14 protein-coding genes are annotated in these 15936 nt (G+C 71.3%); 7 read left to right on the top strand and 7 right to left on the bottom strand.

Annotated features, from left to right (window positions below; all coding sequences use genetic code 11):
* The first annotated feature begins 4 nt into the window (after positions 1–4).
* A complete protein-coding gene (locus tag IZR02_RS11390) occupies positions 5–1453 on the top strand; it encodes an NAD(P)H-quinone dehydrogenase (RefSeq protein ID WP_025105680.1) in 1449 nt (482 codons plus the stop codon).
* Positions 1454–1535: 82 nt separating this feature from the next.
* Here the strand turns inward: IZR02_RS11390 and IZR02_RS11385 are convergent, their stop codons facing one another.
* Together IZR02_RS11385 and IZR02_RS11380 are read right to left on the bottom strand one after the other, a co-directional pair.
* Positions 1536–3302 (bottom strand): acetyl/propionyl/methylcrotonyl-CoA carboxylase subunit alpha, encoded by a 1767-nt coding sequence (locus IZR02_RS11385; RefSeq protein WP_029989988.1) that lies wholly within the window; start codon positions 3300–3302, stop codon positions 1536–1538.
* Positions 3303–3380: 78 nt separating this feature from the next.
* The gene (locus tag IZR02_RS11380) at positions 3381–4016 is read right to left on the bottom strand and encodes a Maf family protein (RefSeq protein WP_029989986.1); all 636 of its coding nucleotides are present in this window, start codon (positions 4014–4016) and stop codon (positions 3381–3383) included.
* Positions 4017–4039: 23 nt separating this feature from the next.
* On the opposite strand from IZR02_RS11380, the gene IZR02_RS11375 reads away from it, so the two are divergent.
* Genes IZR02_RS11375 through IZR02_RS11360 form a run of 4 tightly spaced genes read left to right on the top strand, consistent with a single transcriptional unit; the run spans position 4040 to position 8231 of the window.
* Positions 4040–5284, top strand: coding sequence for a class I SAM-dependent RNA methyltransferase (locus tag IZR02_RS11375; protein ID WP_025105331.1), 1245 nt, complete (start codon positions 4040–4042; stop codon positions 5282–5284).
* 43 nt (positions 5285–5327) lie between these two features.
* On the top strand, positions 5328–5987 hold the full coding sequence (locus tag IZR02_RS11370; protein WP_060923517.1) for a response regulator transcription factor: 660 nt from the start codon (positions 5328–5330) through the stop codon (positions 5985–5987).
* On the top strand, positions 5977–7212 hold the full coding sequence (locus IZR02_RS11365) for an ATP-binding protein (RefSeq protein WP_025105329.1): 1236 nt from the start codon (positions 5977–5979) through the stop codon (positions 7210–7212). Before IZR02_RS11370 ends, IZR02_RS11365 begins: the two co-directional genes overlap by 11 nt.
* Positions 7209–8231 (top strand): hypothetical protein, encoded by a 1023-nt coding sequence (locus tag IZR02_RS11360; RefSeq protein ID WP_025105328.1) that lies wholly within the window; start codon positions 7209–7211, stop codon positions 8229–8231. Before IZR02_RS11365 ends, IZR02_RS11360 begins: the two co-directional genes overlap by 4 nt.
* Before the next feature lie 196 nt (positions 8232–8427).
* On the opposite strand, the gene IZR02_RS11355 is transcribed toward IZR02_RS11360, so the two are convergent.
* The 5 genes from IZR02_RS11355 to IZR02_RS11335 all read right to left on the bottom strand — a co-directional run bounded on the left by IZR02_RS11355 (position 8428) and on the right by IZR02_RS11335 (position 13016).
* Positions 8428–8670, bottom strand: a complete 243-nt coding sequence (locus IZR02_RS11355) for an acyl-CoA carboxylase subunit epsilon (protein ID WP_308195714.1) — start codon at positions 8668–8670, stop codon at positions 8428–8430.
* Complete coding sequence (locus tag IZR02_RS11350) at positions 8667–10256, bottom strand: acyl-CoA carboxylase subunit beta (RefSeq protein WP_374209026.1); 1590 nt, start codon at positions 10254–10256, stop codon at positions 8667–8669. Before IZR02_RS11350 ends, IZR02_RS11355 begins: the two co-directional genes overlap by 4 nt.
* An 87-nt stretch (positions 10257–10343) precedes the next feature.
* Positions 10344–11333 (bottom strand): hypothetical protein, encoded by a 990-nt coding sequence (locus IZR02_RS11345; protein WP_062764698.1) that lies wholly within the window; start codon positions 11331–11333, stop codon positions 10344–10346.
* Positions 11334–11412: 79 nt separating this feature from the next.
* Positions 11413–12105 carry an NTP transferase domain-containing protein gene (locus IZR02_RS11340; protein WP_025105324.1) on the bottom strand — a complete coding sequence of 231 codons (693 nt, stop codon included), beginning with the start codon at positions 12103–12105 and terminating at the stop codon, positions 11413–11415.
* Between the two features lie 188 nt (positions 12106–12293).
* Entirely contained in the window at positions 12294–13016 is a 723-nt protein-coding gene (locus IZR02_RS11335) for a hypothetical protein (protein WP_162817589.1), read from the bottom strand.
* Here IZR02_RS11335 and IZR02_RS11330 point away from each other — a divergent pair.
* The gene (locus tag IZR02_RS11330) at positions 12991–14361 is read left to right on the top strand and encodes an ABC transporter ATP-binding protein (protein WP_025105322.1); all 1371 of its coding nucleotides are present in this window, start codon (positions 12991–12993) and stop codon (positions 14359–14361) included. The genes IZR02_RS11335 and IZR02_RS11330 overlap by 26 nt on opposite strands.
* On the top strand, positions 14337–15902 hold the full coding sequence (locus tag IZR02_RS11325; RefSeq protein WP_025105321.1) for a hypothetical protein: 1566 nt from the start codon (positions 14337–14339) through the stop codon (positions 15900–15902). The genes IZR02_RS11330 and IZR02_RS11325 overlap by 25 nt, the downstream gene beginning before the upstream one ends.
* Positions 15903–15936 lie beyond the last annotated feature (34 nt).

The raw sequence follows: 15936 nt of genomic DNA, 5'->3' as shown, positions 1-15936 counted from the left end.
AAGAATGGAGAGCATGTCTTCCACCACTTTCGAGCGCACTCAGCGCGTCGCCGTCCTCGGCGGCGGACCCGGCGGTTACGAGGCGGCCCTGGCGGCCGCCCAGCTCGGAGCGGAGGTCACCCTCGTCGAGCGCGTCGGTGTCGGCGGTTCGGCCGTGCTCACCGACGTCGTGCCGTCGAAGAGCCTCATCGCGACGGCGGACGCCGCTGTCGCCATCTCCGAGGCCAGCGACCTGGGCGTGAACTTCTACGCCAAGGGCGAGAACGGCAAGCCGCTCAAGCCGGAGATCGCCATCAACCTCGCCGCCGTGAACAAGCGCCTCGTGGCGCTGGCCGGTCAGCAGTCCGAGGACATGCGCACCACCCTCCTCGACGCGGGCGTGCGGATCCTCTCCGGTCACGGCCGGCTGGAGGGTCCGAACGCGATCGTCGTCTCCACGGGCGAGCGGGGCACGGACTTCGACCGCGTCGAGGCCGACACCATCGTCGTCGCGGTCGGCGCTTCGCCGCGCGAGCTCGACTCCGCTAAGCCCGACGGCAAGCGCATCCTCACGTGGACCCAGCTCTACGACATGAAGGCGCTGCCCGAGCACCTCATCGTCGTCGGCTCCGGCGTGACCGGCGCGGAGTTCGCGTCCGCCTACATGAACCTCGGGGCGAAGGTCACGCTCGTCTCCAGCCGCGAGCAGGTCCTCCCCGGCGAGGACCAGGATGCGGCGCGGGTGCTGGAGAAGGTGTTCAAGCGCGGCGGCATGCAGGTGCTGTCCAAGTCGCGGGCCGAGAAGGTCGAGGTCACAGGTGACGGCGTCACCGTGACCCTGTCGGACGGTCGCACCGTCGAGGGCAGCCACTGCCTCATGGCTGTCGGCTCCATCCCGAACACCGCGGGCATCGGCCTGGAGGAGGCCGGCGTCGAGCTCGACGATTCCGGTCACGTCCGGGTGAACCGCGTCGCGCGCACCTCGGTGCCGAACGTGTACGCGGTCGGGGACTGCACGAACTTCTTCCCGCTGGCCTCGGTGGCCTCGATGCAGGGGCGGACGGCGGTGTTCCACGCGCTGGGGGACATCGTCATCCCGCTCGAGCTCATCAAGATCACCTCCAACATCTTCACGGCGCCGGAGATCGCGACCGTCGGCTACGGCGTCAAGGACGTCGAGGACGGCCTCGCCGACGGCATGGTCTACAAGCTCCCGCTCGCCGCTAACCCGCGCGCGAAGATGATGGGCATCAAGGACGGCTTCGTCAAGCTCATCGCCCGCAAGGGCTCCGGCACGGTGATCGGCGGCGTGATCGTGGCCCCGAAGGCCTCCGAGCTCATCTACCCCATCGCGATCGCGGTCGAGCGTCGCCTCACCGTGGACCAGGTCTCCCGCGTGTTCGCCGCGTACCCCTCGCTGTCGAGCAGCATCACCGACGCGAGCCGCGCGATGCACCTCGTGAACATCTCCTGACCGAGACCCCGCGCAATCGCCGAGACCCCGGGCTGCAGACATCTGCAGCCCGGGGTCTCGGCGTGAAAGCGGGGTCTCGGGGTCAGGAGATCGTGAGGAGCTGGTGGCCGGCGGAGACCGTGGTGCCCGCGGCGGCGTCGATGTTGCCCACCACGCCGTCCTTGTGCGCCTGCAGCGGCTGCTCCATCTTCATCGCCTCCAGGACGACGACGAGGTCGCCCTTGACGACCTGCTGCCCCTCCTCGACCGCGACCTTGACGACCGTGGCCTGCATCGGCGACTTCACCGCGTCACCGGACGCACCGGCGTTGGCGACCGTGGCGTGGCTGCGGCGCGACGGCGGGACGGCCGCCGGGCGGCCGGTGGTGCCGGGCGCGACCGCGACGCGATCGGGCAGGCTGACCTCGAGGCGCTTGCCGCCGACCTCGACGACCACGGTGTGCCGGGCGTTCGTCGGAGCCGGCGCCTCGAGCTCGCCGTCCCACGCGGGGATGTCGTTGTCGAACTCGGTCTCGATCCAGCGCGTGTACACCCCGAACGTCCCGTCCTCGGCCGTGAAGGCGGGGTCGCGGACGACCTTGCGGTGGAAGGGGATGACGGTGGGCAGACCGGCGACCTCGAACTCGTCGAGGGCCCGACGCGCGCGCTCCAGGGCCTCGGCGCGGTCCTTGCCGGTGACGATGATCTTGGCGAGCAGCGAGTCGAACGCGCCGGACACCGCGTCCCCGGCGGTGACGCCGGAGTCGAGGCGGATGCCGGGGCCGCCGAAGGTCTTGAAGACGTGGATGGGGCCGGGCTGGGGGAGGAACCCGCGACCCGGGTCCTCGCCGTTGATGCGGAACTCGATGGAGTGACCCTGCGGCTGGGGGTCGTCGTAGTCGATCGTGCCACCGGCGGCGATGCGGAACTGCTCGCGGACGAGGTCGATCCCGGTGACCTCCTCGGACACCGGGTGCTCGACCTGGAGGCGGGTGTTCACCTCGAGGAAGGAGACCGTGCCGTCGGCGCCGATGAGGAACTCGCACGTGCCCGCGCCGACGTAGCCGACCTCCTTGAGGATGGCCTTGGAGGCCGAGTAGAGCTTCTCGTTCTGCTCGGGCGTGAGGAACGGGGCCGGTGCCTCCTCCACGAGCTTCTGGTGCCGGCGCTGCAGCGAGCAGTCGCGGGTCGAGATGATGACGACGTTGCCCTCGGCGTCGGCGAGGCACTGGGTCTCGACGTGGCGGGGCTTGTCGAGGTACTTCTCCACGAAGCACTCGCCGCGGCCGAAGGCGGCGACGGCCTCGCGGGTGGCGGATTCGAACAGCTCCTCGACCTCGTCGAGCTCGCGGGCGACCTTGAGGCCGCGTCCGCCGCCGCCGTAGGCCGCCTTGATCGCGATCGGCAGACCGTACTCCTGGGCGAAGGCGACGACCTCGTCGGCACCGGAAACCGGGCCGGGGGTGCCGGGCGCGAGGGGCGCGCCGACCTTCTCGGCCACGTGGCGGGCGGTGACCTTGTCGCCGAGCGCCTCGATCGCCTCCGGGGAGGGGCCGATCCAGATCATCCCGGCGTCGATCACCGCGCGCGCGAATTCGGCGTTCTCTGCGAGGAAGCCATAGCCGGGGTGCACGGCGTCGGCACCGGCGCGGCGGGCGACGGAGAGGATCTTCTCGATCTGGAGGTACGTCTCGGCGCTGGTCGCGCCACCGAGCGCATACGCCTCGTCGGCCAGGCGCACATGCAGCGCGTCCCTGTCCTGGTCGGCGTAGACGGCGACCGAGGCGATCCCGGAGTCACGAGCGGCACGGACGATGCGGACGGCGATCTCGCCGCGGTTGGCGACGAGCACCTTCGCGATTTCAGGCATGGTTGCCAGCCTAGCGAGTAGCATCCCGATACTTTTGACGACTCTCGACAAGAAAGAGGGAAAAACGTGGAGGGGAGTCTACGACCACAGATCCGTCCACCGGACCCCGAGGTCGGCGGTGAGGCGGCGCACGGTGGACAGCGACATGCCCACCACGGTGGAGGGATCGCCCTCGACCCGGGTGATGAAGGCGCCGCCGAGGCTGTCCACGGTGAAGGCCCCGGCGACGTGCAGCGGTTCCCCCGATGCCACGTACGCGGCGATCTCCTCATCGCTGATGTCCTCGGCGAACGTCACGGCGGCCTCCGCGACCGCGGCCGCCTCGACGAGAGCCGCGCCGGGGGAGACACGGAACACGGAGTGCCCGGAGTACAGCACCCCCGTGGCGCCGCGCATCTCCTGCCACCGGCGCGTGGCTTCCTCCGGCGTGTAGGGCTTGCCGTACACCCGCTCCCCGAGCGCGAACATCGAGTCCCCGCCGATGACGATGCCGTCGAACGCGCCCTCGGCGGCTAGCCGCTCGGCGACGGCCGCGGCCTTGGCGCGGGCGAGCAGCAGCACCAGGTCGGCGGGTGCGACGGGACCCATGCGCTCCTCGGCCGCGGCGGCGAGGGCGTCCTCGTCCACCTCCGGCGACAGCGTGAGGGGTTCGATGCCGGCCTGACGCAGCAGCATGAGCCGGGCGGGGGAGGTGGAGGCGAGGCAGACGCGCATGGAGACCACCGTATCCTCGAAGGATGACTTCCTCCGCAGCCGACGTGCTCGATCTCGACATCACCGGCATCGCCCACGGAGGCACGTTCATCGCCCGTCACGAAGGCCGTGTGATCTTCGTCTCGGACGCGATCCCGGGCGAGCGCGTCCGTGCCCGCCTGCTGGATCCGTCCCCCGCCGCCGGGGAGCCGGACACCCGGAGCTTCTGGCGCGCCGAGACGCTCGAGGTCCTCGACGCCTCACCGCATCGCCGGCCGCACATCTGGCCGGAGGCGGACGTCGCGCACGACCCCGCCCAGCGACCCGGCGGCGCCGACCTCGGGCACATCGAGCTCGACCACCAGCGCGCGCTCAAGCGACAGGTGCTGGCGGAGGCGTTCGACCGCTTCGCCGGTCCCGGACTCGACGCCCCGGAGATCGAGGCCGTGGAGTCCGGCGACGGGACGGGGTGGCGCACGCGGGTGACCCTGCACGTCGACGATGCCGGGCGGATCGGTCCCTTCGCCGCCCGCAGCCACCGCGTCGTGCCGGTGTCGACCTACCCGCTCGCCCGCCCCGCGATCGCCGAGGCCGCCCTGGCCCTGCAGGGCGAGAAGCCCGGGCGCATCGAGCTCGTGGAGCCCGCGGACGGTCGCGTGCGCATCCTCCGGCACCCCGAGGCCGAGCGCCGGGCGCCCAGGGACCGCCGCCCCCGGCCGAAGCCCGAGGTGGTGCAGGAGCGCGTCGGCGACCGCACGTTCGACGTCGACGCCGGCGGGTTCTGGCAGGTGCACCCCCGCGCCGCCTCCGTCCTCGACGGCGCCGTGTACGGGCTGCTCGACGGACACGTGGAGCCGGACGCGACGCACTACGACCTGTACGGCGGAGTGGGCCTGTTCGCGCGGACTCTCGCGGATCTCGGCGGCACCGACGTCGTGACCGTCGAATCCAGCCGCCGCGCGACGCAGCACGCCGCCGCGAACCTCGCCCCGCTCGACGTGACCGCCGTCACGGCCCGGGTCGACCGCTTCCTGCAGCAGCCGCGGCGCGGGGGCGCGACGGGGGCGGTGGTGCTCGACCCGCCCCGGTCCGGCGCCGGACGCGCGGTCGTGGAGGGCGTGCATGCGCTGGCTCCGTCCGCGATCGCCTACGTCGCCTGCGACCCCGTCGCCCTCGCGCGCGACCTCGGTACCTTCCGGGGCCTCGGGTGGCAGGTCGACGCGCTCCGCGGGTTCGACCTCTTCCCGCATTCGCATCACTTCGAGGTCGTCGCCCTGCTCACCCGGTGAGCGCATTCCCGGCCCCCGGTCCGCGACTCACTAGGCTGTGGGCATGAGCACCGTCGCCCTCATCGACGACCACGAGTCCGTCCGCCTCGGCCTCGAGGCCGCGTGCGCCAGGGACGGGCAGACCGTCGTGTTCACCGGGAGCACGGTCGGCTCCTACCTCGTGTGGCGGTCCTCCACGGGTGCCCCGCCGGCCGACGTCGTCGTGCTCGACCTGACGCTGGGGGACGGGACGACGGTGACGGAGAACGTCGTGTCCCTCGTCGCCGACGGCGCCAGCGTCGTGATCCACAGCGTCGCCGACCGGCCCGCAGCGGTACGGGAGGCGCTGGCGGCGGGGGCGGCCGGTGTCGTCAGCAAGTCGTCGGCCCTCGACGACGTGCTGGACGCGATCCGCACCGTGGCGCAGGGCGAGGCGCTGAACAACGTCGAGTGGGCGAGTGCGGTCGACGGCGACCGCGCGTTCGCCGATGCCCAGCTGTCCAGCCGCGAGCGGGAGGTGCTGCGTCTGTACGCGACGGGCCTGCCGCTGAAGGCCGTGGCCGAGCGTCTCGGCGTCGCGTACTCCACGGCGAAGGAGAACATCACCCGGATCCGGGTGAAGTACGTCGAGGTCGGTCGGCCGGCGCCCACCAAGGTCGATCTGCTGCGGCGCGCGATGGAGGACGGCATCGTGACGGCCGACGGGGCGCCGAGTGCCCGCTGAGCCGCTGAGCGTCCGCGACGCCTGGAGCAAGATCCCTTCTCCCGGCAGCGCGGAGAACGGCTTCGAGCGGTTCACCGGCAAGCGGATGGAGCGCATCCTCGCGATCGTCGTCGCCCTGGGGTCGGCCGTGCTCGGAGCGCAGGCGCTGATCGCGGCCGTGCAGACGATGTCCCGCGCGGACGCGCCGCACATCTCGATGCTCGTCGCCGTCTTCCTACCGCTGACCGCGATGCTCGTCGCCTGTCTGGTCGGACGCGGCGTGCGCCTGGCCGCGGGGGTGTTCGCCGTCGTGTACGTGCTCGCGCTCGCAGCGTGGCCCGTCGTCGTCGACCCCACGGACAAGGTGGCGGGCGACCAGCCGTGGATCTTCTTCCTCGTGAACGTGGGCGTGGTGGCGGCGATGCTGGCCTTCCCCGTGCGGTTGCAGTTCGCATGGGCCGTCGGCGTGCCCTTCGTCTACGGGTACGTGCGTCTGGTGCAGGGGGAGTTCTCCCGGGAGTTCTGGGTGACGACGGCGTTCGACGTCTCCTTCACGCTGATCCTCGGCGTCGTGATCGTGTCGCTCGGCTGGATGTTCCGTTCGGTCGCCGCGGGCGTGGACGAAGCGCGGGGGACGGCCGTGGCCTCGTATGCCACGGCGGCCGCGGCCGCGGCTGCGGAGGAGGAGAGGGTCGCGATGTCGGCCCTCATGCACGACAGCGTCCTCGCGGCTCTCATCGCCGCCGAGCGCGCGGAGGGCGAGCGGGCACGGGAGCTCGCCGTGGCGATGGCCAGGGAGGCCCTCACGCGGCTCGCGAACACCGAGGCGGCGGTCGCGGAGGAGGGCAGCGACGAGCCGGTGGGGGCCGCGCAGATCGTCGTGGAACTGCGACGAGCACTCTCCGAGCTGGGCGCGGACGCCATCGTGGAGGAGCGCGGCGGCAGCGGCCTCGTCCCGGGGCGGGCCGCGCGGGCCCTCGTGCTCGCCGCCCGCCAGGCGATCGGGAACGCCGTCGCGCACGCCCACGGTCGTGGTCTGCACATCCTCGTCGTCGGTCACGGTGACGAGGGCATCGCCGTGACGATCTCGGACACCGGCGGCGGCTTCGACGTTGACGCCATCGGTCCCGACCGGCTCGGCATCCGCGCCTCGATCCTCGCCCGCATGGCCGGTGTGGCCGGGACCGCGCACATCTCCTCGGATGCGGAAGGCACCGTCGTGACCCTGGGGTGGGAGCGCTCATGAACCGGACCGTCCGCAGCGTCGCCACCTCGCTCGCCGTCGGCTTCGCGCTGTACTTCGTCGCCCGCGGGATCTGGTGGATCGAGCAGCCGACGGCTCCGCTGCTCATGGTCCTCGCCATCGCCGTGTACCTCGTGGTGGTGAACATCGCGATCCTCGGGAGTCCGGTCACGGTGCGCATGCCGTTGTGGTCGGCGCTCCTCGCCCTCGGAGCGAGCGCGGTCATCCCGGTGCTGGTCACCCTCTCGCTGGATCCCGACGATCGGACGGCGCCCTTCGCCACCTGGTACATCGGAGCCCTGGGGTTGCTCGGCATCGTCTGCGTGGTCCGTCGCCGCGCGTGGGCGGGCTGGGCGACGCTGGTCGTGCTCGTCGTCGCCGCCTCCGCCGCCCTCGGGTTCGGAGTGGCGTTGAACCTCGGCGTCGTGGGGTCGATCATGTGGGTCGCGGTCGCCCAGCTCCTGGTGATGTTCTGGGACCGCGCCGTGAGCGACACGGAGCGCCTGTCGGAGATCCAGCAGGCGGTGTCGGCCTGGCACGCGACGCAACGGGTGCGCCAGCGCGAGCGCCGCCTCCGTACCCAGTTCGCCCTCGCGGTCGCCGGCCCCGTCCTCAGCCGGGTGGTGGCGTCACGCGGCCAGCTCGACGAGGACGAGCGGCTGGAGGCGCGGCTCGCCGAGGGGCGCCTCCGGGACGAGCTGCGCGGGGCGGACCTGCTGAACGACGACGTCCGCAACGCGATCGATGCCGCCCGACGTCGCGGCGCCTCGGTGACCGTGTTCGACGAGGGCGGACTCGACGGCGTCGACGAGGGCCGCCGCATGGAGATCCGCGACGAGCTCGCGTCGGTGCTCCGCAGCGCCGGGACGGGGCGCATCATCATCCGCTCCGCACGAGACCCGCTCGTCGCCGTCACCGTCGTCGGTCGCGCGGGTCTGCGGGCATCGGACGACGATTCCGTGGACCTGTGGCACGAGATCACGAGGGAGCGGCGCGGGACGACGTCGGACGCGCGGAGATGAGAGTGGGCGAGGGGCGGCGAATCCGCCTGCCCCTCGCCGTGCGGACAGTTACCCGAAAACCGTCCGCTGGTGGCCGATCAGCGTCTGTCTACCCTGGGACAGAGAGACCAGCCGAACGCGAAGCGTCTCCTCTAGTCTGCGGTCCCGAGCAACGGTTGTCTGTAGGTATTTTGGGGGACAAGATCCGGGCCGGAACTCAGCCGGCGAAACGTCCCCAGGGGATGTCCCGGCGCAGGGGCCGGCGCAGCGGACGCTGCGTACGGGTCCACGCGGAGACCCGCGGCTCCTCGACCGTTGCCTCCGCCTGCTCGTTCGTATAGGCGTCCCCCAGCACCGCGATGAGGGCAGCGAGCTCCTCCTCGGTCGCGGTGCCGCGGGTGACCTCCAGCATCACGGGCGCAGGCGCCGCCCCGTCGACGGCGGGTTCCTGGCCGCTCACAGCGGGATGTTCCCGTGCTTCTTCGGGGGCAGCTCGGCACGCTTGCCCCGCAACGCCCGGAGAGCCTTCGCGATGGCCACCCGCGTGTTCGCCGGCTCGATGATCCCGTCGAGCTCGCCGCGCTCGGCCGCGAGGAAGGGCGAGGCCACGTTGTACGTGTACTCGTTCGCGAGGCGCGTGCGGACCGCCGCCACGTCCTCGCCCGCTTCCTCCGCCTTGCGGATCTCCCCGCGGTAGAGGATGTTGACGGCGCCCTGTCCGCCCATCACGGCGATCTCGGCGGTCGGCCAGGCGAGGTTCACGTCGGCGCCGAGCTGCTTCGACCCCATGACGATGTACGCGCCGCCGTACGCCTTGCGGAGGATGACGGTCACGAGCGGCACGGTGGCCTCCGCGTACGCGTAGAGGAGCTTGGCGCCGCGGCGGATGACGCCGGTCCACTCCTGGTCGGTGCCCGGGAGGTAGCCGGGGACGTCGACGAGGGTCACGATGGGGACCGAGAACGCGTCGCAGAAGCGCACGAACCGGCTCGCCTTCTCGCCGGCCTCGATGTTGAGCGTTCCGGCCATCTGGGACGGCTGATTGGCGATGATGCCGACCGAGCGGCCCTCGATGCGTCCGAAGCCGATGACGATGTTCGGCGCGAACAGCGGCTGCACCTCGAGGAAGTCGCCGTCGTCGACGACGTGCTCGATCACGGTGTGGATGTCGTACGGCTGGTTCGGGGAGTCCGGGATGAGCGTGTTGAGCGTGCGGTCCGCGTCGGTGGTCTCGAACTCGAACGCGCTCTCGTACGAGGGCAGCTCCGCCATGTTGTTGTCCGGCAGGAAGCCGAGGAGCGTGCGGGCGTAGTCGATCGCGTCGTCCTCGTCCTCGGCCAGGTAGTGCGCGACACCGGAGCGGGTGTTGTGCGTGTAGGCGCCGCCGAGCTCCTCCATGCCGACGTCCTCGCCGGTGACGGTCTTGATCACGTCGGGTCCGGTGACGAACATCTGGCTGGTCTTGTCGACCATGATGACGAAGTCGGTGAGGGCGGGGGAGTAGACCGCGCCGCCGGCCGCCGGGCCCATGATGATCGAGATCTGCGGGATCACGCCCGAGGCGCGGGTGTTGAGGCGGAAGATCTCGCCGTACTTGCCGAGGGCGACGACGCCCTCCTGGATCCGCGCGCCGCCGGAGTCGAGGATGCCGATGCAGGGCATGCCGCCCGCCAGGGCGAACTCCATGATCTTGACGATCTTCTCGCCGGCGACCTCGCCGAGCGACCCGCCGAAGGTGGAGAAGTCCTGCGAGTACACGGCGACGGTGCGGCCGTGGATGGTGCCGACGCCGGTCACCACGGAGTCGCCGTACGGACGCGAGCGATCCATGCCGAACGCGGTGGTGCGGTGCCGCACATACTCGTCGAACTCGACGAAGCTGCCGGGATCGACGAGGAGTTCGATGCGCTCGCGGGCGGTCATCTTGCCCTTGGCGTGCTGCTTCTCCTTCGCCTTGGCCTCGGCGTCGACGACGGCCTCGGTGTAGCGAGCGCGCAGGTCCGCGATCTTTCCGGCGGTGGTAAAGGGGTCGGGCTTGTCCGTCACGGATTCCACCCTAGCGTCGGCTCCGCGCCGTCCGTTGGATGATCGGCACAACGGGGCGGCGGATCCTTTGGCGAGGTGCGCGCTCGCTCACCCCGCGGTCGTGTCGGAACCCGGTCGCGGCGGCAACCCGTGATCGCCATCGGCGGGACCGGCGTCGAGCTCTTCCGAGGGGTGCTCGCGTCGGCGACCAGCGATCTCGCCGACGCGGTGCCCGACCCATCCCGCGCCGCGCGCCACGGTGCCCGCGGCTCCCGCGACCGCGTTGCCGGCGTAGCGCGCTCCGCGCAGCATCCGCAGCTCGACCTTCTCGGCGCCGGGTACGGGCTCCAGCTCCGCGGGGAGGGTGAGCGGTGCGGCTCCGAAGGCCCGGTGCGAGGTGGTGAGGACCCGGCGTCCGAGGATGTGGTTGCCCGCGCCGCCGATCGCCGCGCCGATGCCGAACGGCATCGCCTTGCCGAGGAACGATGCCCCGCCCTTGGCCGCGAACTGCTTCACGAACATCCCCTTGAGCTGGTCCACGAGCGGTCCCACGGCGGCGCGGGGGAGCGACTTCGTCACCAGCTCGCCCCAGTACGCGGATCGGCTGCTGCCGCGGCCGGTGACCTGCCGGGCGAGCTGTCCGACGAGGTCGACGCCCTCCTTACCGAGCATGAGGGTCATGACGAGAGCGCGTGCACGGTCGGGGTTGCCGACGGCGATGCCGTGCACCTCGGCGACCGACTGCGCGAAGAGGGCGGTGGATTCCACGAACCCAACGGTCTCGACGCCGGAGAGGGCGAGCGTGATGCCCGTGCCGATACCGGGGACCACGGCGGTCGCCCCCACCGCGGCCCCGCCCGTCGTGACGGCTGCGAGATAGCGGCGCTCCAGGATCCGGATGATCTCGTCGGGGGTCGCGTGCGGGTTGCGCAGCCGGATGCTGCGGATGTGGGCGAGGACCAGCGGGCGCTGGATCGAGAGCACCCGATCGAGCCCGCGGACCATCATCGGGTGCTCGGGGGAGCCGACCGGGGGCACGCCCTTGTCCCACGGGGCGTCGTCCGGCAGGGAGTGGATCTTGTGCACCTTGGGGGCCATGTGCCGATCCTATGAAGCGCGACCGCGAAAACACCGAGAGCCCCGGTCCGTGGCGGAACGGGGCTCTCGGAGGGGAGCGTCACACGAAGAGGTTCGCGCGCTCCAGGTCTTCCGCGAAGTCGACCTCGACCGCGTACAGGTCGGAGACGTCCATCGGCTCGAGCAGCAGGCCGTCCTCGGCGATCGCCAGCTCGAGACCGCGCTCGAAGTAGTCCTGATCCTCGACCCGCTGCAGCTGGCGCATGAACGCCTTCTTGAAGCCGGAGGAGATGTAGTTGATGCCGACCGCCTCGCCGAGGCCGCCCTTGACGGACTTCGACAGCTCCTTGATGAAGCCCTCCGCGGTGACGGTGTACTTCACCTCTTCGTCGCTGACCTTGGCGGTGTTGACGGTGACGAACGACTGGTCGCGCTCGATGTACGCGGCGGCGCGGCCGAGGATCATCGGGTCGAAGACGACATCGCCGTTCATCCACAGCACACCGCTCCTGCCGGTGGCGCCCAGGGCGCGCAGGAGGCTCTTCGAGGTGTTCGTCTCGTCGTAGCGGTCGTTGTGGACGTAGTTCACGGAGGGGAAGGCCTCGATGATCGTCTCCGCGCGGTAGCCCACCACCGTGGTGATGCGGGCGTCGGAGCCGAAGGCGGCGCGGATGTTGTCGTGCTGCTGGCCCATGATCGTGCGGCCGTCGCTGAGCTCGGTGAGCGGCTTGGGCAGCGCGCGGCCGAGGCGGGAGCCCATGCCCGCGGCGAGGATGACGGTCTGAAGAGTCACGAATACTCCTAAAGGAAGTTGTGTTCACGGCCGGTTCACCGACCAGACACTTCGTCGTGCCGGGAATCATGGTAGCGATTCCCCCTGGAAAGCCCGGGGCCAGGTGGGCCCCGTTGCCATTTCGTGACCGAGTACACACGCAACGCACAGGGACGACAACCCCCTTGCAAAACCGGCGGACAAGGGGTTCAGGTGGCGGAATCGCGCGTGGGGCCTTGGCTCTCAGCCACCCGTTGATACCGTAGGACGGTGACTTCCTCCCCTGATGACCCCACCCCCCAGGCAGAGGGAGCCGAGACTCCGGCCGAGGCCCCCGCGCCCGTTCGGAAGCCGGCCGCCAAGAGGCCTGCCTCGTCCTCTGCCGCCGCGAAGAAGGCAGCCGCGACCTCGACCGCCGGCACGTCCGCCGCGGACGCGTCGACGGCGAAGAAGAAGACCGCGGCGAAGACCCCTGCGGCGAAGACCGCTGCGGCGAAGACCACGAACGCGAAGACGACGAGCGCGAAGACCGCGGCCTCGACGTCCACCGCTGCGAAGGCCACGGCGGCGAAGTCCCCGGCGGCGAAGTCCCCGGCGGCGAAGACCACGAGCGCGAAGTCGCCTGCGGCGAAGACCGCCGGTGCGACGTCGAGCGCAGGCAAGACCGCGGGTGCGAAGGCCGCTTCGGCGAAGACCACCACGACGAAGTCCTCCACGACGAAGTCGTCCGCGGCGGCGAAGTCTCCCGCGGCGAAGTCTCCCGCGGCGAAGAAGCCGGCCGGCGCGCCGACCAAGGCTGCGGCCGAGAAGGCGGCCCCCTCGTCCGAGGTCGTGGTGGAGCCCACGCCCGCAGCGAGCGTGGATCCCGCCGCTGCGCGCACGGCCTCCGCAGCCCGAACGGCCGCGATGAAGAACACCGCGGCGCGCACCACCGGCTCTAAGCGTCCGTCCGCGACGACCACGAAGCCGAGTACGGCTGCCGCCAGGACGACGGCCGCCAAGACGGCTGCGGCCAAGGCCGCGGCGGCGAAGACGGCCGCCGCGAAAGCATCGGCGGCCAAGACGACGGCCAAGACCACCGCCGCCAAGACCGCGGCGGCGAAGGCGGCCGCGGCCAAGGCGGCTGCCGCGAAAGCCGCGGAAGCAGAGGCGGCGGAAGCAGAGGCTGCGGAAGCACAGGCCGCGGACGCCGAGGCCGCTGCGGAGACGCAGCCGGAGGACTCCGGCCCCGTGTCGTCGCCGACCGCGTCCGCAGTGGCCACCGACACCGCCTCGGCCGAGACGGCGTCGGACGACGGCATCACCGAAGCTGCGACGCTCGTCGAGGACCCCGCGGTCACCGAAGACCGTGCCACGGAGCCCGCCGTCGAGGTGTCCGACACTGCTCTGCCGGTGACGACGGAGCCTGCACCGGAAGACGGCCGCGTCGCGGAGGTCGAGATCGTCGAGGTGGTCGACGCGGTGATCGCCGAGGAGCCGCCGGCAGAAGCCGATGACGACGCGGCGGCGGAGCCCGGCACCGAGGCCATCCGCATCCGCGGCCTCGTGAAGCAGTTCGGTGAGAACCGCGCGGTCGACGGCATCGACCTCACGGTGCCCGCGGCCTCCTTCTACGGCATCGTCGGGCCGAACGGCGCCGGCAAGACGACGACCCTGTCGATCGTCGCCGGCCTCCTGCGCGCCGACGAGGGCAGCGTTCTCATCTGCGGCATCGACCAGGCGACCGACCCGCTCGCTGCGAAGCGCGTGATGGGCGTGCTGCCCGACCGGCTGCGCACCTTCGACCGCCTCACCGGGCGTCAGCTGCTCTACTACTACGGACTGCTCCGCGGGCTCGCCGCCGACGTCATCGAGAAGCGCACCGGCGACCTCGCCAGGGCCTTCGACCTCGGCGACGCCCTGAACCGGGTGGTGTCCGATTACTCCGCCGGCATGACGAAGAAGATCATGCTCGCGGGCGCGATGATCCACTCGCCCCGCGTGCTCGTCCTCGACGAGCCGTTCGAGTCCGTCGACCCCGTGTCGTCCGCCGTGATCCTCGACATCCTGCGGGCGTACGTGTCGCACGGTGGCACGGTGATCCTGTCGAGCCACGGCATGGACCTCGTGGAGCGCGTGTGCTCCCGGGTGGCGATCATCGTGAACGGCGAGGTGCTCGCCGAGGGCACGATCGACGAGGTGCGCGCGGGCCAGACGCTCGAGTCCCGATTCGTGGAGCTCGCGGGCTCCAGCGGCGAGGTGGAGGGGCTCGAGTGGCTGCACACGTTCTCCGACTGAGGTTCGCGCTCCTCCTGGGCGCTCTGCGCGGGGAACACCGGGTGCGCACCCTGCTCTCCTTCGGCGCGGTGATCGCGGTCACCGTGGTGGTGTGCGTGGCGGTTTTCAGCCTCGGCGGCGCCCCCGTCCCGGTATCCAAGGCGGTGACCGTGCTCGGCGGGGCGGCCGTCCTGCTCGGCTTCCTCGTGGGGCCCCTGCTCGTGGGGGCCGTCGACCAGCTCGATCCGCGGCGCTTCGCGGTGTTCGGCGTCGACGAGCGGAAGATGCCCTGGGTGCTCGCGATCGCGTCGCTCGTCAGCGTCCCAAGCCTCGCACTCCTCGCGGTCTACATCAGCGTGACCGTCGTCGCGATCAGGGCCGGCGCGCCGTGGCTCCCGGCCGTCCTCCTGGCGCTGATGGGGCTGCTGTCGACCATCCTCCTCTCGCGGGTCGGGATGGCGCTCAACGCGCTCCTGCTTCCGGAGCGCCGCTCCCGGGAGCTGACCGCGCTGTTCGCCCTCGCCCTGATCGTCATCGCGTTCCCCGTCGCGGTGTTCCTCGGCTCCCTCCGCTGGGACGGCGAGGTGCCGGCATCGCTGGCGACCCTGACCTCCGTGATCGGCTTCACCCCGCTCGCGGCCTCCCCGGCGGCGATGTTCGCGGCGGCGGAAGGGGAGACGGCCGCGGCCTGGATCAGCGGCCTGGTGGCCGTCGTCACCCTGGCGCTGCTGTGGCTCGCCTGGACCTGGTTCGTGCGTCGCCTGCTCACCACGACCGAGCGTCCGGTGGCGGCACGGGAACGGAGCGGACTCGGCTGGTTCGGTCTCCTGCCCTCGAACGCCTTCGGCGCCATCGCGGCCCGGAGCCTCGTGTACTGGCTGCGCGACCGCCGGTACATCATGAACATCATCGTGGTGCCGGTGGCGGGCGTGCTCACCGTGTTCCCCCTCATCGTCGCGGGTGTGCCGGTCGAAATCGCCGCCCTCGTGCCCGTGCCCGTCATGGCCCTGTTCTTCGGCTGGCTGCCCCACAACGACGTCGCCTACGATTCCACGGCTCTGTGGACCCACGTCGCGAGCGGCGTCCGCGGTCTTCCCGACCGTCTCGGGCGCCTCGTGCCGGTGCTGCTCGTCGCCGTCCCCGTGCTGGCGATCGCGGTGCCGCTCTCGCTGCTCCTCGCCGGTCGGTGGAGCCTCCTCCTGCCCCTGGTCGGTCTCGGAGCGAGCCTGCTGTTCAGCGCCCTCGGGATCTCCAGCGTGGTGTCCGTGGTCGCGCCTTACGCGGTCTCCCGCCCGGGGGACAGCCCGTTCCAGCAGCCGCAGCGGCCGACGTCCCGCGGCGTGTACGGCCCCGCGGCGGCGTTCCTCGGCGCGATCGTGCTGAGTGTGCCGACGATGTGGCTGTTCGCGGCGAGCATCGTCGCCGATTCCGGCTACGCGCCCGCCGCGTTCTGGGTCGGCATCCTCACCGGGATCGCGGTGTTCCTCGGGGGAGCCGTGCTCGGCGGCCGCATCTTCGAGCGCAGTGGCGAACGTCTGATGGAGTTCGTCGAGACCGCGTGAGACCGCCCCGCCGAGGGGGAGACGCGGCTAGAAT

Origin of the sequence: Microbacterium paraoxydans, from assembly GCF_019056515.1 — a bacterium.
In the GTDB taxonomy this organism is placed as follows: Bacteria; Actinomycetota; Actinomycetes; order Actinomycetales; family Microbacteriaceae; genus Microbacterium.
The sequence above is the reverse complement of the archived record's forward strand: the minus strand, read 5'-3'. Positions and strand labels throughout refer to the sequence as shown.

Coding starts and splice junctions, on each gene's coding strand:
- IZR02_RS11330 (WP_025105322.1), top strand. CDS start 12,991: ATGAAGAACACCGCGGCGCGCACCACCGGCTCTAAGCGTCCGTCCGCG.
- IZR02_RS11345 (WP_062764698.1), bottom strand. CDS start 11,333: ATGGCCCCCAAGGTGCACAAGATCCACTCCCTGCCGGACGACGCCCCG.
- IZR02_RS11390 (WP_025105680.1), top strand. CDS start 5: ATGGAGAGCATGTCTTCCACCACTTTCGAGCGCACTCAGCGCGTCGCC.
- IZR02_RS11385 (WP_029989988.1), bottom strand. CDS start 3,302: ATGCCTGAAATCGCGAAGGTGCTCGTCGCCAACCGCGGCGAGATCGCC.
- IZR02_RS11380 (WP_029989986.1), bottom strand. CDS start 4,016: ATGCGCGTCTGCCTCGCCTCCACCTCCCCCGCCCGGCTCATGCTGCTG.
- IZR02_RS11370 (WP_060923517.1), top strand. CDS start 5,328: ATGAGCACCGTCGCCCTCATCGACGACCACGAGTCCGTCCGCCTCGGC.
- IZR02_RS11375 (WP_025105331.1), top strand. CDS start 4,040: ATGACTTCCTCCGCAGCCGACGTGCTCGATCTCGACATCACCGGCATC.
- IZR02_RS11360 (WP_025105328.1), top strand. CDS start 7,209: ATGAACCGGACCGTCCGCAGCGTCGCCACCTCGCTCGCCGTCGGCTTC.